Here is a 21,357-nt window from a genome sequence, read left to right on the forward strand (position 1 = left end):
CTGCTACCGCGTCGGCGTCGGAGTCGGATGCAGCTGGGCGTACGGCCGCTCGGGACACACCGCGTCGGGCGGGGCGAGCTTGAGGTACACGGTGTTGAACTGCGGGTTCTCGATCTGCTTGCCGGCCGCGGGATCCTGGAAACAGACCCGCCAGGAATCGGCGACGCCGGGCAGCACCACATCGGAGTAGGCGCTCTCCGGCTCGACCTTCTTGAACGCGACCGTCTTCAGGGTCTCGCCGGCCCGCGCGAAGGTCATGCCGGTGACGGCGGGCATCGTCGGCCAGGGGATCTTCTCCCCGTCGGCGGCGGGACAGGGCGCCTCGACGCGCACCACGCCGAGATCGAGGGAGGGCCGCCCACCGTTCCGCTGCCCCGCGGAGGTCTGGAAGCACACCTTCCATTCATCCGCGTCCCACTGCCCGGCATCCTGATCGGAGGCGTCGTGCGACACGGTGGAATACCCGGCGGCGGAAGCGACGCCCTGAGCCTCCTTGAGCCCCTTCCCCACGAGAACGGGAGGCCCGGAGGGCTTGGGCGCGACGGAGACGGTGGCGGTGGGGACGGCCTTCGGCGCCCGAGCGTCGTCCGGCACCGGTCGCTTCTCCTCCGGCGTACCGCCGACGAGGAAGGGCAGCACGAACCAGACGGCCGCGAGCACGGTGGCGACGATCTTCCGGCCCCGGCCCCAGGGACCGAGCCACGCGAGCACGATCCCGAGGGGCGGCAACACGACGAGCGCCCCGACGACGACCCCGGGATGCTGCCACCACCGCCGCGCGACCGCCCGGGGCGGCAGTGGGGGCGGTGGCGGGGCAGAGGAGGGGTAGAAGTCCACGCCGGGATCGTAGACACCCCCGGAATCCCACCACCCCGTTGTGCCCGGATCGAGACCTGACACCGACGCCCCCGCCCCGGAGTTCCTGGAGCGGGGGCGTCGGCGAACGCGCGACGGGGAGCCCTAGATGTCCCGGAAGATCTCGATCTGGGCGCCGATCGAGTTCAGGCGTTCCGCCAGGTCCTCGTAGCCGCGGTTGATGACGTAGACGTTGCGGAGGACCGACGTGCCCTCGGCCGCCATCATCGCCAGGAGGACGACGACCGCCGGGCGCAGGGCCGGCGGGCACATCATCTCGGCGGCGCGCCAGCGGGTCGGGCCCTCCACCAGGACCCGGTGGGGGTCGAGGAGCTGGAGGCGGCCGCCGAGGCGGTTGAGGTCGGTGAGGTAGATGGCGCGGTTGTCGTAGACCCAGTCGTGGATGAGGGTCTTGCCCTGGGCCGTCGCCGCGATCGCCGCGAAGAAGGGGACGTTGTCGATGTTCAGGCCCGGGAACGGCATCGGGTGGATCTTGTCGATCGGCGCCTCCAGCTTGGAGGGGCGGACCGTCAGGTCGACCAAGCGCGTACGGCCGTTGTCCGCGGCGTACTCCGCCGAGCGGTCGTGGTCGAGGCCCATCTCCTCCAGGACCGCGAGCTCGATCTCCATGAACTCGATCGGGACCCGGCGGATCGTCAGCTCGGACTCCGTCACCACCGCGGCCGCGACGAGGCTCATCGCCTCGACCGGGTCCTCCGAGGGGGAGTAGTCCACGTCCACGTCGATCTGCGGCACGCCGTGCACGGTCAGGGTGGTGGTGCCGATGCCGTCGACCCGGACGCCGAGGGCCTCCAGGAAGAAGCACAGGTCCTGGACCATGTAGTTGGAGGAGGCGTTGCGGATGACGGTCACGCCGTCGTGGCGGGCGGCGGCGAGCAGCGCGTTCTCGGTGACCGTGTCCCCGCGCTCGGTCAGGACGATCGGGCGGTCGGGGGAGGTGGAGCGCTCGACCTGGGCGTGGTAGATGCCCTCGGTGGCCGTGACCTCCAGGCCGAAGCGGCGCAGCGCGATCATGTGCGGCTCGATCGTGCGCGTACCGAGGTCGCAGCCGCCGGCGTACGGCAGCTTGAAGCGGTCCATGCGGTGCAGCAGCGGGCCGAGGAACATGATGATCGAGCGGGTGCGGATCGCGGCCTCGGAGTCGATGGACTCCATGTCGAGCTCGGCCGGCGGCACGATCTCCAGGTCGACGCCGTCGTTGATCCAGCGGGTGCGGACACCGATGGAGTTCAGGACCTCCAGGAGGCGGAAGACCTCCTCGATGCGGGCGACGCGGCGCAGGACGGTGCGGCCCTTGTTGAGGAGCGAGGCGCAGAGCAGCGCGACACAGGCGTTCTTGCTCGTCTTGACGTCGATGGCGCCGGAGAGGCGTCGGCGGCCGACGACCCTGAGGTGCATGGGGCCGGCGTAGCCGAGTGAGACGATCTCGCTGTCGAGGGCTTCGCCGATCCGGGCGATCATCTCAAGGCTGATGTTCTGGTTGCCGCGCTCGATCCGGTTGACGGCGCTCTGGCTCGTGGCCAGCGCTTCGGCGAGCTGCGTCTGCGTCCAGCCGCGGTGCTGCCGGGCGTCACGGATGAGCTTGCCGATGCGTACGAGGTAGTCGTCTGCCATGCCGTCACGTTATCTCAGATATGAGATGTGACGATCACTGCGGTGGTGCGTTCGAGTGATGCCCCGTTACGTATGGGCCGCTATGACCGGATTGGTCTATCCGGGGAGATTCAGCGCGGTGGGGTGGTGCGGTTCGTACAGGGGGAGCTCCGTGCCGCTCGGCAGCCGTACCGCCGCGAGCAGCCCCCAGGTCTGCTCGGTGATGGCCCGTGAGATCTCCGCGCCCCGGTCCTCCAGCTCGGTGAGCGTACGGGTGAGGTCCTCGCACATCAGATAGACCTCGTGCTTCGGCTCGCCCTCCGTCGGGTGCACCGCGATCTCGGCGGGCGGCAGCTTGAACACGAGCCAGCCCCCGCCGGCGTCCACGTGCTCGAAGCCGACGACGTCCTTGAGGAAGGCGCGGTCGGCCTCCGCGTCGCGGGTGTAGAGAATCACATGCGCGCCACTGAACATGCTCCGATCCTCGACCGGCCGCCCCGGCCCGGCAATCGGGCGGCGGCCGTACGGGGCGGGAGGGGGTACGGCTAGGATCTGCCGCCATGCGTGAGGGCGGGGATGGCATACAGGTGGACGCGCGGGGCGTGGACATCGCATTCGTCTATGAGCCGACGGAGGCCGACTACCGGGCGGCGGTACGGCGTCTGAGGTTCGGGACCTGGCGGGGGCTCGGGGGGCTGGTGCTCGTGGTGGCGACGGCGGACCTGCTCGCGTCGTACGCCGCGTGGCGCAGAGGGTTCACGCCCGAGGCGGCGGCCGTCTGGGGTGCCGTCGTCCTGGTCGTCCTGGCGGTGGTCGTCCACCGGAGCACGACGCGCTACGCGCGGGGGCAGTTCGACGGCATGGGTGAGTACGGCATCTGCCGGACGGTGGTCGGCGGCCAGGGGATGACGACCACGGGCGGGGGGCTGGCCAGCGGCATCGACTGGCAGGTGTTCCCCTGGTACGTGGAGACCTCCGAGCTCTTCGTCCTCAGGACCCGGCGCACGGGCGTCGTCTTCGTGCTGCCCAAGCGGGGGGCCCAGCACCCCGGCGACGTCGACCGCGTGCGCACCCTCCTGGTGGCGGCGAACCTGCACCGGCTTCGGGGCATGCCAGGCATGACCGTTCGGCGGTGATGTACTAGAGTTATCTCGACATCGAGATATCTGCCGAGGCGCACCGCTGCCGCCAACCCGGTAAGGGTTACCTAACTTAGCCTTACCTTAGCGGATCGACGACGTGTACGTGGCGGCAGGATGTGGTGGAACGCGCACATATATGAAGGAGACTGTCGTGTCGGCGAACAGCTTCGACGCCCGCAGCACGCTGCGCGTGGGCGACGAGTCGTACGAGATCTTCAAGCTGGACAAGGTCGAGGGCTCCGCGCGCCTCCCTTACAGCCTGAAGGTCCTCCTGGAGAACCTGCTCCGCACCGAGGACGGCGCGAACATCACCGCCGACCACATCCGGGCCCTCGGCAACTGGGACTCGCAGGCTCAGCCGAGCCAGGAGATCCAGTTCACGCCCGCCCGCGTGATCATGCAGGACTTCACGGGTGTGCCCTGTGTCGTCGACCTCGCCACCATGCGTGAGGCCGTCGCCGCGCTCGGCGGCGACCCGGCGAAGATCAACCCGCTCTCCCCGGCCGAGATGGTCATCGACCACTCCGTCATCGCCGACAAGTTCGGCACCAACGACGCCTTCGCGCAGAACGTCGAGCTCGAGTACGGCCGCAACAAGGAGCGCTACCAGTTCCTGCGCTGGGGCCAGACCGCGTTCGACGACTTCAAGGTCGTCCCCCCGGGCACCGGCATCGTCCACCAGGTGAACATCGAGCACCTGGCCCGCACGGTCATGGTCCGCAACGGCCAGGCGTACCCCGACACCCTCGTCGGCACCGACTCGCACACCACCATGGTCAACGGCCTCGGTGTGCTGGGCTGGGGCGTCGGCGGCATCGAGGCCGAGGCCGCGATGCTCGGCCAGCCGGTCTCCATGCTCATCCCGCGCGTCGTCGGCTTCAAGCTGACCGGCGAGCTCCCGGCCGGCACCACCGCCACCGACCTCGTCCTCACGATCACCGAGATGCTGCGCAAGCACGGCGTCGTCGGCAAGTTCGTCGAGTTCTACGGCGAGGGCGTCGCCGCGACCTCCCTCGCGAACCGCGCCACCATCGGCAACATGTCGCCGGAGTTCGGTTCCACCGCCGCGGTCTTCCCGATCGACGACGAGACCCTGAACTACCTCAAGCTGACCGGCCGCTCCGCGCAGCAGGTCGCGCTCGTCGAGGCGTACGCCAAGGAGCAGGGCCTCTGGCTCGACCCGGCCGCCGAGCCCGACTTCTCCGAGAAGCTGGAGCTCGACCTCTCCACGGTCGTCCCCTCCATCGCCGGCCCGAAGCGCCCGCAGGACCGCATCGTCCTCGCGAACGCCGCCGCGCAGTTCGCCCAGGACGTCCGCAACTACGTCGACGAGGTCGACGAGGCGGGCAAGGAGTCCTTCCCGGCCTCCGACGCCCCGGCGAACCACCCGAACGGCGCCCCGTCGAAGCCGGTCCAGGTGACCGCCCCCGACGGCTCGACGTACGAGATCGACCACGGCGCCGTCACCGTCGCCGCGATCACCTCCTGCACCAACACCTCGAACCCGTACGTGATGGTCGCCGCCGCGCTCGTCGCGAAGAAGGCCGTCGAGAAGGGCCTGACCCGCAAGCCGTGGGTCAAGACCACCCTCGCCCCGGGCTCGAAGGTCGTCACCGACTACTTCGACAAGGCGGGCCTCACCCCGTACCTCGACAAGGTCGGCTTCAACCTCGTCGGGTACGGCTGCACCACCTGCATCGGCAACTCCGGCCCGCTGCCGGAGGAGGTCTCCAAGGCCGTCAACGAGCACGACCTGGCCGTGACCTCGGTGCTCTCGGGCAACCGCAACTTCGAGGGTCGCATCAACCCCGACGTCAAGATGAACTACCTGGCCTCCCCGCCGCTGGTCGTCGCGTACGCCATCGCGGGCTCCATGAAGGTGGACATCACCAAGGACGCCCTCGGTGTCGACCAGGACGGCAAGCCCGTCTACCTGGCGGACATCTGGCCCTCCGAGGCCGAGGTCAACGACGTCGTCGCCAACGCCATCGGCGAGGACATGTTCAACAAGTCCTACCAGGACGTCTTCGCGGGCGACGCCCAGTGGCAGGCGCTGTCGATCCCGACCGGCAACACCTTCGAGTGGGACACCGAGTCCACCTACGTCCGGAAGCCCCCGTACTTCGAGGGCATGACGATGGAGACCACCCCGGTCACCGACATCACCGGCGCCCGTGTCCTGGCCAAGCTGGGCGACTCGGTCACCACCGACCACATCTCCCCGGCCGGTGCCATCAAGGCCGACACCCCGGCCGGCAAGTACCTCACCGAGCACGGTGTGGAGCGTCGTGACTTCAACTCCTACGGCTCGCGCCGAGGCAACCACGAGGTCATGATCCGCGGCACCTTCGCCAACATCCGCCTGCGCAACCAGATCGCGCCGGGCACCGAGGGCGGCTTCACCCGCGACTTCACCCAGGCCGACGCGCCGGTGTCGTTCATCTACGACGCCTCGCAGAACTACCAGGCCGCCGGCACCCCGCTGGTCATCCTGGGCGGCAAGGAGTACGGCTCCGGCTCGTCCCGCGACTGGGCCGCCAAGGGCACCGCGCTCCTCGGCGTCAAGGCCGTCATCACCGAGTCGTACGAGCGCATCCACCGCTCGAACCTCATCGGCATGGGCGTCCTGCCGCTCCAGTTCCCGGCCGGCCAGTCGGCCGACTCGCTCGGCCTGACCGGCGAGGAGACCTTCTCCATCACGGGCGTCACGGAGCTGAACGAGGGCACCACGCCGAGCACGGTCAAGGTCACCACCGACACCGGTGTCGAGTTCGACGCGGTCGTCCGCATCGACACCCCCGGTGAGGCGGACTACTACCGCAACGGCGGCATCATGCAGTACGTGCTCCGCAACCTGATCCGCGGCTGACGGATCGGATGAACGGAAAGGGCCCCGCTCCTCGGAAGAGGAGCGGGGCCCTTGCGCTGAGCGGGAGCCGATCAGAACAGCTCGCGGAAGCTGTTCCAGCCGGACGTGCCGATCCTCACGCGGGCGCTGTACGGGGCAGAGGCGTTGCCCGTGCCCTTGTACAGCCAGAGCTCGCCGGCGCTGTTGCGGGCGACGAGGTCGGCCTTGCCGTCGAAGTTCAGGTCGCCGGAGGAGACGAGGGTGTTGTACGTGTTCCAGCCACCGCCGATGCGGGTGCGGGTGGTGAAGGGCGCCTTGTAGTTGCCGGTGCCCTTGTACAGCCACAGCACGCCCGAGCCGTCGCGGGCGACGATGTCGGGACGGCCGTCGCCGGTCAGGTCGCCCTTGCCGGCGATCTGGTTGTACGCGTTCCAGCCGCCGCCGACCTTGTAACGCGTGGTCAGTGCGCCGTTGCCGTAGCCGAGGTAGTGCCACAGCACGCCGTAGGTGTCGCGCGCGAGGATGTCGTCGGCCGCGCCGCCGCCCGTGTTGGAGGCGGAGACGATCTTGTTGTAGATGTTCCAGCCGCCGCCGAGGTCGCGGGGGGCGCCGGTGTCGACGAAGTTCAGGCGGCCGTTGCGGACGGCGTACCAGCCGTCGGAGTGGCCGTCGCCGTCCAGATCGGCCTGGGCGAAGCGGCTGTGGTAGTTCCAGCCCGTGCCGGAGTTGTCCGCGAGGCGCTGGATGACGCCGCCACCGACCGGCTCGTAGGCCCAGACGGTGCCGGCGCTGTTGACGCCGAGGAGGTAGTTGACCGGCGCCGCGGCGGCGGTGGAGGTGGCCGCGAAGGCGCTCGCGTTCGAGCTCCGCGCGATGCCGGAGGAGACGGGCTGCGGCGCCTCGGCCGCCACCGCGGCCGTCGTGGTGCCGACCAGCGCGGCGGTTATCGCCGCGACCGTGACACGGGACAGGATGCCCGTGCGGTTCAGGCCAGAAGAGTTGGCCACGTGTACTCCAGATCCGTATGGAATGAGGCAGGTCCCACCGCGCGCCCGTGCCGGAGGCAGGGTGGTGGCGGGACCTCTATGATCCCGGATCCTTCTCACGAGATCTTCACCAGGCAACTGGTTTGTGACACAACTGTTTCGATGGCGTTCGTATGTTCCCTATGCCCCTTTCCTTCCGCGCACCTTCAACCGGTTCCGGTGGGAAGCCGGGGGATGGGGTGACCCTGATGCCGTGTCAAGGGTGTTGCGTGGCGAATGGTTGGACGAAACGCCGCAGATCCAGCGTGCTTATCCCGGAGGTCTCAACTCGGGAAAGATGGTCGTGCAAACCTGGTTTCGATCTTGCTCCCGTGAAGGGAAGTGGACTATACCTGTCGGCGTCCAGCCAGTCGGAGCAATCCGGCGACGGCCCGACGCGTGCACGACCCGGCTGCAAATGACCGCGGTGGCGGGGCCCTTCGCCTGTGGCGAGTGAGTACGGGCGACCGGTACACCGCCTGAGTCCTGAATGAAGGCGAGGACTTGAGCATGGGATCCACCTCCGCACACAACGATGAGGGCCTCGGCCGTCGCGATCTGATCAAGCGTTCTGCCGCTATCGGTCTGATCTCCGTGCCGACCATGGGCTTCCTGTCCGCCTGCGCGAGCAGTGACAGCGGTGGCAACGGAAAGGTCGAGAAGGGCACGAAGTCCGAAAAGAACCCGCTCGGGGTGAACGAGTCGGCACCGCTCGATTTCGTCCTCTTCGACGGCGGATTCGGACAGCAGTACGCCAAGGACGCGATCAAGGTCTACGAGACCAATTACCCCAAGGCGAGCGTCAAGTTCACGCCGACCCAGAAGATCACCACCACGCTGCAGCCGCGCTTCAACGGCGGCACCCCGCCGGACCTCATCGACAACTCCGGCGCCGAGCAGATGGACATGGGTGTCCTCGTCGGCCAGAAGCAGCTGGCGGACCTCACCCCGCTCCTGGACGCTCCGTCCATCGACGACCCGAGCAAGAAGGTCCGCGACACCCTGCGGCCCGGCATCGTCGAGATGGGCCAGTTCGACGGCGACCCGGTGTGGATCATGTACTACGCCTACACGGTCTACGGCGTCTGGTACTCGCAGAAGCTGCTCGACTCGCTCGACGCGAAGTACCCCGAGACCTGGGACGAGATGCTGGCCGTCTGCGAGAAGGCCAAGAAGAAGGGCATCGCCGGCTGGACGTACGCCGGCAAGTACCCGTACTACGTCCCCTTCTCGCTCTACCCGATGATCGGCAAGGTCGGCGGCCGCGAGGTCCTGGACGCCATCGACAACCTGGAGCCGAAGGCCTGGGAGCACCCCGCGGTCAAGGCCTGTTTCGAGGCGTACTACGAGCTCGTCAAGAAGGGCTACATCCTCAAGGGCACCCCCGGCCTCGACCACATCCAGTCGCAGACCGCCTGGACCGAGGGCAAGGCGCTGTTCATCCCGAACGGCTCCTGGGTCGAGAACGAGGCCGCGAAGACCATGCCGGCCGACTTCGATCTGGCCGTCTCCGCCCCGACCGGCATCGACTCCTCCGACAAGATGCCCTTCGGCACCATCTGGGCCTCCGGCGGTGAGCCCTTCATCGTCCCGGCGAAGGCGAAGAACATGGAGGGCGGCCTGGAGCAGCTGCGCATCATGCTCAGCGAGGCCTCCTCGAAGAACTTCACCCAGTCAGTGAAGTCCCTGACCGCCCTCAACGGCGGCACCGACGGCATCGAGCTGACCCCGGGCCTCAAGTCCGGTGTCGCCGCCCTGGACAAGGCCGGCCAGAACGTCGTCAACCCGCGCCTCCAGGACTGGTACGTCGCCCTCCAGAAGGAGAAGATCGGTGTCGCCGGCCTCGGCGAGATGATGGCCGGCCGCGCGACCCCGGCCGAGACGATCAAGAAGATCCAGAAGTACGCCGACGAGGCGGCCAAGGACTCCTCGATCAAGCACTACAAGCACCAGTGAGCAGTGCCGGGGCCCCTTCCCGCCGACCGGGAGCGGGCCCCGGCCCCATGGCGCGTGGCACCAGCGGCGCGTCTCCGCGGGAAGATCGGGGTCGGTAGGAATGCAACACGGCAAGTACCGTTTCATCGTGGGGTTCCTGGCGGCCCCCCTCGCGCTCTACGTGCTGTTCGTCATCTGGCCGTTCATCCAGTCCATCTACTACTCGTTCACGGACTGGACCGGACTGAGTCCCGAATTCGGGATGGTCGGATTCGACAACTACAGCCGAATGCTGGACGACGAGGTCTTCTGGAAATCGCTCCAGCACAGTCTGACCTTCGCGGTGGTGCTGCCGCTGGTGACCGTGGGACTCGCGCTCTTCTTCGCCTTCATGCTGAATGTCGGCGGTCGGCGCCGCGGGGGCGCGGCGATCGCGGGTGTGCGCGGCTCCTCGTTCTACAAGATCGTCTATTTCTTCCCGCAGGTGCTGTCGATCGCGATCGTCGCGCTGCTCTTCCAGTTCGCGTACAACCCGAACAGCGGAGCGATCAATTCCGTATTGAAGGGTGTCGGTCTCGACAGCATCCAGCCGGACTGGCTCGGTGATCCGGACCTGGCCCTGATCTGCGTGATGGTCGTCCTCGTCTGGTCCACGGTCGGATTCTTCGTCGTCCTCTTCTCGGCCGGCATGGCGTCCATTCCGAGGGACTTCTACGAGGCGGCCCTGCTCGACGGCGCGAACCGCTTCACCACCTTCTTCAAGATCACCCTGCCGCTGCTCTGGGACACCGTGCAGTCCGGCTGGATCTACATGGGCATCCTCGCGCTCGGCGCGGAGTCCTTCGCCGTCGTCCAGATCATGACCGTCGGCCCCAACGGCGGCGGACCCGACTTCTCCACCATCGTCCTTCCGCTGTACGTGTACCAGAAGGCGTTCCGGGACGGTCAGGCCGCCTACGCAACGACCATCGGTGTCGCGCTCCTCGTCGTCACGCTGGCCTTCGCGGCCGTCGTGATGAAGGTGGGCCGGCGCGAGCGGCTGGAGTTCTGATGAAGACGACCGACACTGCCACCACCGGCGTCGAGAGCTCCGGCTCCCCGGCGGGCCCGGGCCCCACGGTCACCAAGACCGTGGCGCCGGCCCCGCGCAGGACCGCCAAGGCCGAGGGCGCGACCCTCAACGTCTTCTCGCACGGCGTGCTCATCATCTGGGCGATCATGGTCGTCATGCCGCTGCTCTGGGCGGTCATGACCTCCTTCAAGACCGACAAGGCGATCTTCACCTCCCCGTGGTCGCTGCCCGACAAGCTGCACTTCGAGAACTGGTCGCGCGCCTGGACCGAGGCGCACATGAGCGACTACTTCCTGAACACCATCCTGGTGGTCGGCGGCTCGCTCCTCGGCACGCTCCTCCTCGGCTCGATGGCGGCCTACGTCCTGGCCCGCTTCGACTTCCCGGGCAACCGCTTCATCTACTTCCTCTTCATCGGAGGGATGAGCTTCCCGGTCATCCTGGCGCTCGTGCCGCTCTTCTACGTCCTCCAGAACATGGCCCTGCTCAACACGCTGCACGGCCTGATCCTGGTCTACATCGCGTACTCGCTGCCGTTCACCGTCTTCTTCCTCACGGCCTTCTTCCGCACCCTGCCGAGCTCGGTGGCGGAAGCGGCCTTCGTGGACGGCGCCTCGCACACCCGGACCTTCTTCCAGGTGATGCTGCCCATGGCCAAGCCGGGCCTCATCAGCGTCGGCATCTTCAACTTCCTCGGCCAGTGGAACCAGTACCTGCTGCCGACCGTGCTGAACACCGAGCCGGAGAAGAAGGTGCTCTCGCAGGGCCTCGTCCAGCTGGCCGTCAGCCAGGGCTACAAGGGCGACTGGTCCGGTCTCTTCGCCGGCCTGGTGATGGCGATGCTCCCGGTCCTCGCCGCGTACATCGTCTTCCAGCGGCAGGTGGTGGCCGGACTGACCGCCGGCGCCGTGAAGTAACCCCTCTGACGCGACTCACGGGGCCCCCGGCGCACTCGCGCCGGGGGCCCCGCACGTCGTGTGACACTCACCGTCCGACACTCAAGGTCTTGACGGGGACCAAGCCGAAAGCGTCCCCTTAGGGTTCACATGTTGGAGAAAACGGTGGGAGTGAGTGAGTCGATGGAGACTCCGGGGTCGCAGACGTCTCTGCACAGGGCCAATCTCGAACGGGTCGTCCGGGCGGTGCGCATGGCCGGCTCGCTCACCCAGGCGGAGATCGCCCGGGCGACGGGCCTGTCCGCCGCCACGGTCTCCAACATCGTTCGGGAGCTGAAGGACGGCGGCACCGTCGAGGTCACGCCCACCTCCGCGGGCGGCCGCCGGGCCCGCAGCGTCTCGCTCTCCGGCGACGCGGGCATCGTGATCGGCGTGGACTTCGGCCACACCCACCTGCGGGTCGCCGTCGGCAACCTCGCCCACCAGGTGCTCGCCGAGGAGGCCGAGCCGCTCGACGTGGACGCCTCCGCCGCCGAGGGCTTCGACCGCGCCGAGCAGCTGGTCAAGCGGCTCATCCGGGCCACCGGCATCGGCCCCGACAAGGTGATCGGCGTCGGCCTCGGCGTGCCGGGCCCGATCGACGTCTCCTCCGGGACCCTCGGCTCGACCTCGATCCTGCCGGGCTGGAGCGGCATCAACCCCGCCGAGGAGCTCTCCGGCCGCCTCGGCGTCCCCGTGCACGTCGACAACGACGCCAACCTCGGCGCGCTCGGCGAGCTGGTCTGGGGCAGCGGCCGGGGCGTCAAGGACCTGGCGTACATCAAGGTGGCCAGCGGCGTCGGCGCCGGGCTCGTCATCGACGGGCGGGTCTACCGGGGGCCCGGCGGCACGGCGGGCGAGATCGGGCACATCACCCTGGACGAGTCGGGTCCCGTCTGCCGCTGCGGCAACCGCGGCTGCCTGGAGACCTTCACCGCCGCGCGCTACGTCCTGCCGCTGCTCCAGCCCAGCCACGGCCCCGATCTGACCATGGAGCGGGTCGTCCAGCTGGCCCGGGAGGGCGATCCCGGCTGCCGCCGGGTGATCGCCGACGTCGGCCGGCACATCGGCAGTGGCATCGCCAACCTCTGCAACCTCCTGAACCCCAGCCGGGTGGTGCTCGGCGGCGACCTCGCCGAGGCCGGAGAGCTGGTCCTGGCGCCCATCAGGGACTCCGTCTCGCGGTACGCGATCCCCAGCGCCGCCCGGCAGCTCTCGCTGGCTCAGGGGGCCCTCGGCGGGCGCGCCGAGGTGCTGGGCGCGCTCGCCCTCGTGCTGAGCGAAATGGGCGATTCGACCCTGTTGGAGAGTGCGCTGCCCACCACCGGCCCGGCCTCGCGTCTTGCCTTCACTTAGATAACGAACACCGTCGTTGTCATCTCGTTAAGGATTTACTTCTTGACGTCAACGTTGCAGCCGAGTTGACTTCGTGCCACCTCGGCCGCAATGTCGCGGCCTCGTCAGGGAGGCAACCCCACATGAACGCAGTGACGCGTCGCGCCGTCATAGCCACGGCCGCGGTCTCGATGGCCTTCTCGCTCGCCGCCTGCGGCCAGGCCGGCGGCGGCGACAGCGGAGACAAGGGCAGCTCGACCAAGATCGGCCTGCTCCTGCCCGAGAACAAGACCTCGCGCTACGAGGCCCTGGACAAGCCCCAGTTCGAGAAGGCCGTCAAGGCCGCCTGCTCCGACTGCGAGATCGTCTACAACAACGCGGTCTCCGACGTCGTGAAGCAGAAGCAGCAGTTCGACCAGCTGATCGCCGACGGCGTCAAGGTCATCGCGCTCGACCCGGTCGACGCCGCCAAGGCCGAGGGCTGGGTCAAGGACGCCAAGGCCAAGGGCGTCAAGGTCGTCGCGTACGACCGCGCCGTCCCGGGTGCCGACGCCTACGTCAGCCACGACAACAACAAGGTCGGCGAGCTCCAGGGCCAGGCCCTGCTGGCCGCGCTCGGCGCGAAGGCCGCCACCGCCAACGTCGTGATGATCAACGGCGACGAGAAGGACCCGAACGCCGGTCTGTTCAAGAAGGGCGCCCACACCGCCCTCGACGGCAAGGTCGGCAAGATCGCCTACGAGGCCTCCGGCGAGTGGGACCCGAAGGTCGCGGGCGAGAAGATGTCCGCCGCGATCTCCTCGGTCGGCAAGGACAAGATCGGCGCCGTCTACTCGGCGAACGACGGCATGGCCGGCGGCATCATCACCTCCCTCGAGAACGCCGGCGTCAAGGGCATCCCGGTGGGCGGCCAGGACGCCGAGGTCGCGGGCGTCCAGCGCATCATCGCCGGCACCCAGACCTTCACCATCTACAAGTCGCCGCTCCAGCTGGCCCCCGAGGCCGCCAAGTTCGCGGTGAACCTGCTCAAGGGCAAGGAGCTCGGCGCCCAGGGCACGACCGACGGCGTGCCCTCCACGCTCTTCGCCCCGGTCGTGGTCGACAAGACCAACATCCAGACCACGGTGGTCAAGGACGGCATCTACAAGGCCGCCGACCTCTGCACGGCGGACCTCGCCGCCAAGTGCACCGAGCTGGGCATCAAGTAACCCATGTCCCACCCGCCGGGTCCCTACGGGCCCGGCGCCACGGATACCGGCACCCGCCGCCCCGCACAGGGGCGCCGCCGGCCGCGTACACAGGGTGAAGACCCTCGGTAACCCCGGCCGGCGTACGACGCCCGGATCCGTCCCCCAGCCCGTCCGGTCCCCGGCCGACCCAGACCCCGCTGTCGGTCCGGGGGCCGGACGAGCCCAGCCCCCCGAAACTTCGGCGCTGCACCGGCGGCGCGACATGCCGCCGCCCTCCGGGCGGCGAAGGAGTTGGTTCACGTGTCCCAGACGCCCGTGCTGGCGTTGCGCGGGATCTTCAAGCGATTCGGAGCGGTCCAGGTCCTCTCCGGTGTCGATCTCGAAGTCCACGCAGGAGAGGTCGTCGCGCTCGTCGGCGACAACGGAGCGGGAAAGTCCACGCTGGTCAAGACGATCGCAGGCGTGCACCCCATCGACGAGGGCGTCATCGAGTGGGAGGGCGAGCAGGTCGAGATCCAGCGTCCGCACGACTCCCAGAACCTCGGTGTCGCGACCGTCTACCAGGACCTCGCGCTCTGCGACAACCTCGACGTCGTCGCCAACCTGTTCCTCGGCCGCGAGATCAAGAAGGGCGGCGTCCTCGACGAGGTCGCCATGGAGAAGCGGGCCAAGGACCTGCTCTCCACGCTCTCCATCCGCATCCCCAGCGTCCGCATACCCGTCGCCGCCCTCTCCGGCGGCCAGCGGCAGGTCGTCGCCATCGCGCGCGCCCTGGTCGGCGACCCCAAGATCGTGATCCTGGACGAGCCGACCGCCGCGCTCGGCGTCGAGCAGACCGCGCAGGTCCTCGACCTGGTCGAGCGGCTGCGCGAGCAGGGCCTCGGCGTCATCCTCATCAGCCACAACATGGCCGATGTGAAGGCCGTCGCCGACACCGTGGCCGTGCTCCGCCTCGGTCGCAACAACGGCACCTTCCCGGTGGCCACCACCACGCACGAAGAGATCATCGCCGCGATCACCGGTGCCACGGACAACGCCGTGACCCGCCGCCAGGCCCGCAACGCGGAGGTAGCGAAGTGAGCACGACCCCCAGCACCTCCGAGGACACGGTGCCCGAGCCGCGCGTGGAGGCGCCGGCCGCCGCCGCCGTGCCCGCCGTCGACCCCCGCCTCCTCGTCCGCGAACAGGGCTTCAAGGGCTACGTCGACGAGTTCAAGCGCAAGATCCGCTCGGGCGAGATCGGCTCGCTGCCCGTCGTCGTCGGCCTGATCGTCATCGGCATCGTCTTCCAGGCCCTCACCGGCAACTTCATCACCTCGTACAACCTCGACCAGATCACGCTGTACGCGGTCGGCCCCGGCATCATGGCCGTCGGCATCGTCTTCGTGCTGCTGCTCGGCGAGATCGACCTCGCCGTCGGCTCCGTGGCGGGTCTGGCCGGCTCGGTCTGGGGCGTCCTCGGCACCGACATGCCCGACGGCCTCGCCATCCTCCTCGGCATCCTGTCCGGCACCCTGATCGGCGCCTTCCACGGCATGGTGTTCGCCAAGATCGGCGTGCCCGCCTTCGTCGTCACCCTCGCCGGCTTCCTCGGCTGGGCCGGTCTGCAGACCTGGGTCATGGGCGACCGGTCGACCATCCCCACCCCGATCGGCAGCTTCGTCGGCGACCTCACCAAGTACTACTTCTCCGACGTCGCCGCCGCCTACGGCCTCGCCGTGGTGGTCGTCGCCGCCTTCTACCTCGCCCAGCTGCGCGACTCCCGCCGCCGCAAGGCCGCCGAGCTGCCGCACCGCCCGCAGAGCGAGATCATCCTGCGCACCGCCGTCCTCGCGGTCCTGGTCCTCGTCGCCGCGTACGGCTTCAACCAGGAGCAGGGCCTGCCGCTCTCCCTGGTGATCTTCCTGGTGATCCTGCTCGTCACCGACTTCGTCCTGCGCCGCACCACGTACGGCCGTCAGGTCTTCGCGGTCGGCGGCGGCATCGAGGCTGCCCGCCGCGCCGGCATCAACGTGTCGTGGATCCGGATCTCGGTCTTCATGATCTCCGGCACGATGGGCGCCATCGGCGGTCTCTTCCTCGCCTCCGCGACCGGCGGCGCCGACCGCTCCCTCGGCGGCGGCAACCAGCTGATGATGTGCATCGCCGCCGCGGTCATCGGCGGCACGTCCCTGTTCGGCGGACGCGGCAAGGTCTGGTCGGCGCTCCTGGGCATCCTGGTCATCCAGTCGATCGTCCAGGGCCTCAACCAGATGAACCTGTCCTCGAACGCGATCCAGTACATGATCACCGGAGCGGTGCTCCTCATCGCCGTGATCATCGACTCGGTGTCCCGCCGCACGCAGAAGACAGCGGGCCGCGCGTAACACCTGTCACATCAGCCCGGCACCGGGAAACCGGTGCCGGGCTGCCGCGCGTCCGGAGCAGTGCACGCGCGCGTACAGAGCCGTACAGATCAGCGGTATGTCGGCCGTGCGGGTGACGCCTCACCCCCTGGCCCGATGCCCACGATCCAAGACGGAACATTAGACTCGACAAATCGGCAAGCTCGACCAGCTCAAAGCAAGGAGGAACGGGTGGCTCTGCTGACCCGTATCAGGGGACCGCGAGATCTGGACCGGCTCTCCCCGGAACAGCTGGACCAGCTGGCCGACGAGATCAGGACGTTCCTCGTGGACGCCGTCTCCAAGACCGGCGGGCACCTCGGCCCCAACCTCGGTGTGGTCGAGCTGACCATCGCCCTGCACCGGGTGTTCGACTCCCCGAAGGACAAGGTCCTCTGGGACACCGGCCACCAGAGCTACGTCCACAAGCTCCTCACCGGACGCCAGGACTTCTCGAAGCTCAAGATGAAGGGCGGCCTCTCCGGCTACCCCTCACAGGCCGAGTCCGAGCACGACGTCATCGAGAACTCGCACGCCTCCACCGTCCTCGGCTGGGCCGACGGCCTGGCCAAGGCGAACGAGGTCCTGAAGAAGGACGACCACGTCGTCGCGGTCATCGGCGACGGCGCCCTCACCGGCGGCATGGCCTGGGAGGCGCTGAACAACATCGCCGCCGCCAAGGACCGCCCGCTCGTCATCGTCGTCAACGACAACGAGCGCTCCTACGCGCCCACCATCGGCGGCCTCGCCAACCACCTGGCCACCCTGCGCACCACCGACGGCTACGAGCGCTTCCTCGCCCGCGGCAAGGACATCCTGGAGCGCACCCCCGTCGTCGGGAAGCCGCTGTACGAGACGCTGCACGGCGCCAAGAAGGGCCTCAAGGACTTCATCGCCCCGCAGGGCATGTTCGAGGACCTCGGCCTCAAGTACGTCGGCCCCATCGACGGCCACGACATCGAGGCCCTGGAGTCCGCCCTCACCCGCGCCAAGCGCTTCGGCGGCCCGGTGATCGTCCACTGCCTCACCGAGAAGGGCCGCGGCTACCAGCCCGCCCTCCAGGACGAGGCCGACCGCTTCCACGCCGTCGGCAAGATCCACCCCGACACCGGCCTGCCCATCGCCTCCTCCGGCGCCGACTGGACCTCGGTCTTCGGCGAGGAGATGGTGAAGCTCGGCAAGGAGCGCGCGGACATCGTCGCCATCACCGCGGCCATGCTCCAGCCCGTCGGTCTCGACAAGTTCGCCAAGGCCTTCCCCGAGCGGGTCTTCGACGTCGGCATCGCCGAGCAGCACGCCGCGGTCTCCGCGGCCGGCCTCGCCACCGGCGGCCTCCACCCGGTCTTCGCGGTCTACGCGACCTTCCTCAACCGCGCCTTCGACCAGGTCCTGATGGACGTGGCCCTGCACAAGTGCGGCGTCACCTTCGTCCTCGACCGGGCCGGTGTCACCGGCACCGACGGCGCCTCCCACAACGGCATGTGGGACATGTCGATCCTCCAGGTCGTCCCCGGCCTGCGGCTCGCCGCCCCGCGCGACGCCGACCAGGTCCGCGCCCAGCTGCGCGAGGCCGTCGAGGTCACCGACGCCCCGACCGTGGTCCGCTTCTCCAAGGGCGCGGTCGGCCCGGCCGTCCCCGCGCTGCGCCGCGTCGGCGGCATGGACGTGCTCCGCGAGCCCGGCTCGGAGCGGCCGGACGTCCTCCTGGTCTCCGTGGGCGCCCTGGCCCCCATGTGCCTGGAGATCGCCGACCTCCTCGACCGGCAGGGCATCTCCACCACCGTCGTCGACCCCCGTTGGGTCAAGCCGGTCGACGAGGCCCTCGCCCCGCTGGCCGAGCGCCACCGGGTGGTCGTCACCGTCGAGGACAACAGCCGTGTCGGCGGTGTCGGCTCCGCCGTCGCCCAGGCGCTGCGCGACGCCGGCGTCGACGTACCGCTGCGTGACTTCGGCATCCCGCCGCGCTTCCTCGACCACGCCTCGCGGGGCGAGGTCCTGGCGGAGATCGGGCTGACCGCCCCGGACATCGCCCGCCAGGTCACCGGTCTGGTCTCGCGGCTCGACGGACGGTTCGAGAGCAGCGCGCAGGCCGTGGAGCCCGCCCGCGACTGACGGGCCACCGTCACCCGGCGTCACCTTTGGGCCGGTCGGCTCACTCTTCGGAGTGCCGACCGGCCCTTTCGCGTGCATTCTGACCACAGGGCGGGCAGCCCCATGGCAGGGAGGTGCGACGTGAGTACGGATCAGCAGCCACGCGCCAACACCGGATTGTTCCGGACGAAGTCGGTCGAACAGTCGATTCGCGACACGGAGGAGCCGGAGCACGCGCTCCGAAAATCCCTGTCGGCCTGGGATCTGACGGTGTTCGGTGTCGGCGTCATCATCGGCACCGGCATCTTCGTCCTGACCGGCAAGGTCGCCAAGGAGAACGCCGGGCCGGCCACCGCGCTCGCCTTCGTCGCCGCCGGCATCGTCTGCGCCCTCGCCGCCCTGTGCTACGCCGAGTTCGCCTCGACGGTGCCGGTGGCGGGATCGGCGTACACCTTCGCGTACGCCTCGATCGGCGAGCTGCCGGCCTGGATCATCGGCTGGGACCTGGTCCTGGAGTTCGCCCTCGGTACGGCGGTGGTGGCCGTCGGCTGGTCCGGTTACGTCAGATCCCTGATGGACAACATCGGCTGGCACCTGCCGGCCTCGCTCGAAGGGCCGGACGTCGCGGGCGGCACCTTCGACCTCCTGGCCTTCCTGCTCGTCCTCGTGCTGACCGTGGTCCTCGTCCTCGGCATGAAGCTCTCCGCCCGGATCACCGCGGTCGTCGTCGCGATCAAGGTGACCGTCGTGATGATCGTGATCATCGCGGGCCTGTTCTTCATCGTCGGCGACAACTACAAGCCCTTCATCCCGCCGGCCGTCAGCCCGCCCGGCGGTACCTCCGGCTGGAACTCCCCGATGGTCCAGCTGATCTTCGGCTACGAGCCGACCAACTTCGGCGTCATGGGCATCTTCACCGCCGCCTCCGTCGTCTTCTTCGCCTTCATCGGCTTCGACGTGGTCGCCACCGCCGCGGAGGAGACCAAGCTGCCGCAGCGGGACATGCCCCGCGGCATCCTCGGCTCGCTCCTCATCTGCACCGTGCTGTACGTGGCGGTCGCCCTCGTCGTCACCGGCATGCAGAAGTACACCGAGCTGTCCACCAGCGCCCCCCTCGCCGACGCCTTCAAGGCGGCGGGACACCCGTGGTACGCGGGCGTGATCAGCTTCGGCGCCGCCGTCGGTCTCACCACGGTCTGTCTGATCCTGCTGCTCGGCCAGACCCGCGTCTTCTTCGCCATGAGCCGCGACGGCCTGCTGCCGCGCTTCTTCTCCGTCACGCACCCCCGGTTCAGGACGCCGTACCGGCCGACCATCCTGCTCGGTGTGATCATCGCCATCGTCGCCGGCTTCACCAGCATCAACGAGCTCGCGACCCTGGTGAACATCGGCACCCTCTTCGCCTTCGTCGTCGTCGCCCTGGGCGTCATGGTGCTCCGCCGTACCCGCCCCGACCTGCACCGGTCCTTCCGCACCCCCTGGGTGCCGGCGCTGCCGATCCTCTCCATCGCCGCCTCCGTCTGGCTCATGCTCAATCTGCCCGGCGAGACCTGGTTCCGCTTCGCCGTCTGGATGGTGATCGGCTTCGTCGTGTACTTCCTGTACGGGCGCGGTCACAGCCGGCTCGGGCGGCAGGGCCGGGACGCCATGTACTGAGCGGGTGAGGTCGTAGGCGCGGAGGAGACCGTCCGGGAGGGCGACTAAAGTCGCTTCGTACCCGAACTCCTCCCGACGACCGGAGTGCTGGATCCCCCCATGGCGAATCGATCCCAGGCCCCCACCGACCGTTCCCACGGCCCCGCCGCCCCCGTGCTCCAGGGCGGCTGGCTGACCAGAGGGGAGGAGGGCCGGTTCAGCGCCTACCTGCCCCGGGACGGCGAGGTGGTGCGCTGGACCGAGGAGCCCGGCGGCTGGAGCGGCCCGGTGTCCCTCGGTGACGGCGCGCTGAACCCGTTCCTCGCCGTCGGCCAGGGCGCCGACCGGTACGTCCACCTGGTGGGCCTGCGGCCCACGGGCGGCACCGAGGGACACGTCGAGCTGGTGCACGCCGTCCAGTTCCAGACGGGCCGCCCGGCCGCCCCCTGGCGCTCCCTGGGGCACTCGAACGTCAAGAGCGCCTGGACGGGCAACCCCGCCGTCGCGGTGGACGCCCAGGGCCGCGCCCACGTCTTCGTGCGGAACGGCGGCGGCGGCCTCAGCCTCCGCGCGCAGAAGGACGCCGGCGGCTGGCACCCCTGGTGGGACCTGAAGGGCTCGAAGACCGACCCCTCGCCGGTCGCCGTCACCAACGGCTCAGGCCTGGTCGAGCTGTACAGCTCGCACGCCACGGGCCTCGCCCGCTACGTACAGCGCGAGGCGGGGGCGAAGCCGCTGCGCGAGGAGCTGCTGCCGGCCTCGGTGACCATGGGCACCCTGGCGGCCACCACCGGCCCCTCCGGGCACGTCACCCTCTTCTACCTCGACCAGGAGGGCCAGGTCCGCGCCTGGTCGCCGGAGCGCTCCCTGGAGCCGACCGTCCTCGGCAAGGCGGTGGGCACCGGACGGCTGTCCGCCACCCGCTGTCTCATCGACGGCTTCGACTGCACGGTCCTCGCCCAGCAGTCCGCCGACGGCCGGCTCGCCCTCGCCGCCTACCCGAGCGAGAAGGAGGCGGAGGGCATCCACTGGTCGGAGACCGGTGAGCCGCACGGCACGCTCGACACCGTCCTCACCCGGGGCCTCGACGGTCGCCTGGTCGTGATGGCCCTGGCCGACGGGACGACGCTCCTCGCCACCCGCCAGAAGGCGGCGGCGGACGGGCTCCTGCTGGAAGGCTGGCGCTCCATAGGGTGACCGCCCCTGTGACACCACACGGAACGGCCCCGTGACACCACGCGGAACGGCCCCGTGACACGACACAGAACGGCCCCGTGACCACGGAACGGCCCCGTG

Annotated in this window: 16 protein-coding genes; 12 read left to right on the top strand and 4 right to left on the bottom strand. The window is 69.1% G+C overall.

The features are described from left to right. Positions 1-3: 3 nt before the first annotated feature. The 3 genes from ACN9M0_RS28265 to ACN9M0_RS28275 all read right to left on the bottom strand — a co-directional run bounded on the left by ACN9M0_RS28265 (position 4) and on the right by ACN9M0_RS28275 (position 2,943). Positions 4-837, bottom strand: a complete 834-nt coding sequence (locus tag ACN9M0_RS28265) for a PASTA domain-containing protein (protein ID WP_426404410.1) — start codon at positions 835-837, stop codon at positions 4-6. A 123-nt stretch (positions 838-960) separates the two neighbouring features. Beyond that, entirely contained in the window at positions 961-2,490 is a 1,530-nt protein-coding gene (locus tag ACN9M0_RS28270) for a helix-turn-helix domain-containing protein (RefSeq protein ID WP_366040187.1), read from the bottom strand. 96 nt (positions 2,491-2,586) lie between these two features. Continuing rightward, the gene (locus ACN9M0_RS28275; RefSeq protein ID WP_366040186.1) at positions 2,587-2,943 is read right to left on the bottom strand and encodes a VOC family protein; all 357 of its coding nucleotides are present in this window, start codon (positions 2,941-2,943) and stop codon (positions 2,587-2,589) included. 128 nt (positions 2,944-3,071) lie between these two features. Between ACN9M0_RS28275 and ACN9M0_RS28280 the strand changes: the two genes are divergently transcribed. Both ACN9M0_RS28280 and acnA read left to right on the top strand, forming a co-directional pair. Beyond that, the gene (locus ACN9M0_RS28280; RefSeq protein ID WP_399699001.1) at positions 3,072-3,605 is read left to right on the top strand and encodes a hypothetical protein; all 534 of its coding nucleotides are present in this window, start codon (positions 3,072-3,074) and stop codon (positions 3,603-3,605) included. 157 nt (positions 3,606-3,762) lie between these two features. Next, positions 3,763-6,480, top strand: a complete 2,718-nt coding sequence (gene acnA / locus ACN9M0_RS28285; RefSeq protein ID WP_366040183.1) for an aconitate hydratase AcnA — start codon at positions 3,763-3,765, stop codon at positions 6,478-6,480. A gap of 71 nt (positions 6,481-6,551) precedes the next feature. Here the strand turns inward: acnA and ACN9M0_RS28290 are convergent, their stop codons facing one another. Beyond that, positions 6,552-7,466: an FG-GAP repeat domain-containing protein gene (locus ACN9M0_RS28290; RefSeq protein ID WP_399699003.1), complete on the bottom strand. Its 915-nt coding sequence runs from the start codon at positions 7,464-7,466 to the stop codon at positions 6,552-6,554. A 528-nt stretch (positions 7,467-7,994) separates the two neighbouring features. Between ACN9M0_RS28290 and ngcE the strand changes: the two genes are divergently transcribed. From ngcE to ACN9M0_RS28340, 10 genes are all read left to right on the top strand, one after another. Beyond that, the gene (gene ngcE, locus ACN9M0_RS28295; RefSeq protein WP_366040181.1) at positions 7,995-9,440 is read left to right on the top strand and encodes an N-acetylglucosamine/diacetylchitobiose ABC transporter substrate-binding protein; all 1,446 of its coding nucleotides are present in this window, start codon (positions 7,995-7,997) and stop codon (positions 9,438-9,440) included. Between the two features lie 100 nt (positions 9,441-9,540). Continuing rightward, positions 9,541-10,470, top strand: coding sequence for a carbohydrate ABC transporter permease (locus ACN9M0_RS28300; protein WP_366040180.1), 930 nt, complete (start codon positions 9,541-9,543; stop codon positions 10,468-10,470). Next, on the top strand, positions 10,470-11,408 hold the full coding sequence (locus tag ACN9M0_RS28305) for a carbohydrate ABC transporter permease (RefSeq protein WP_366040179.1): 939 nt from the start codon (positions 10,470-10,472) through the stop codon (positions 11,406-11,408). Before ACN9M0_RS28300 ends, ACN9M0_RS28305 begins: the two co-directional genes overlap by 1 nt. Positions 11,409-11,570: 162 nt before the next feature. Beyond that, entirely contained in the window at positions 11,571-12,782 is a 1,212-nt protein-coding gene (locus ACN9M0_RS28310) for an ROK family transcriptional regulator (RefSeq protein ID WP_366040178.1), read from the top strand. A gap of 122 nt (positions 12,783-12,904) precedes the next feature. Next, positions 12,905-13,969, top strand: a complete 1,065-nt coding sequence (locus ACN9M0_RS28315) for a sugar ABC transporter substrate-binding protein (RefSeq protein ID WP_366040177.1) — start codon at positions 12,905-12,907, stop codon at positions 13,967-13,969. A 273-nt stretch (positions 13,970-14,242) separates the two neighbouring features. Beyond that, the gene (locus ACN9M0_RS28320) at positions 14,243-15,031 is read left to right on the top strand and encodes an ATP-binding cassette domain-containing protein (protein ID WP_167348157.1); all 789 of its coding nucleotides are present in this window, start codon (positions 14,243-14,245) and stop codon (positions 15,029-15,031) included. Next, a complete protein-coding gene (locus ACN9M0_RS28325) occupies positions 15,028-16,317 on the top strand; it encodes a sugar ABC transporter permease (protein ID WP_366040176.1) in 1,290 nt (429 codons plus the stop codon). Before ACN9M0_RS28320 ends, ACN9M0_RS28325 begins: the two co-directional genes overlap by 4 nt. Before the next feature lie 210 nt (positions 16,318-16,527). Then, complete coding sequence (dxs, locus tag ACN9M0_RS28330; protein WP_366040175.1) at positions 16,528-18,447, top strand: 1-deoxy-D-xylulose-5-phosphate synthase; 1,920 nt, start codon at positions 16,528-16,530, stop codon at positions 18,445-18,447. A gap of 102 nt (positions 18,448-18,549) precedes the next feature. After that, positions 18,550-20,082: an amino acid permease gene (locus tag ACN9M0_RS28335; protein WP_399699007.1), complete on the top strand. Its 1,533-nt coding sequence runs from the start codon at positions 18,550-18,552 to the stop codon at positions 20,080-20,082. 99 nt (positions 20,083-20,181) lie between these two features. Continuing rightward, positions 20,182-21,258 carry a hypothetical protein gene (locus tag ACN9M0_RS28340; RefSeq protein WP_366040173.1) on the top strand — a complete coding sequence of 359 codons (1,077 nt, stop codon included), beginning with the start codon at positions 20,182-20,184 and terminating at the stop codon, positions 21,256-21,258. The last annotated feature ends 99 nt before the right edge of the window (positions 21,259-21,357 follow it).

Source organism: Streptomyces sp. R-07 (assembly GCF_049913175.1).
In the GTDB taxonomy this organism is placed as follows: Bacteria; Actinomycetota; Actinomycetes; order Streptomycetales; family Streptomycetaceae; genus Streptomyces.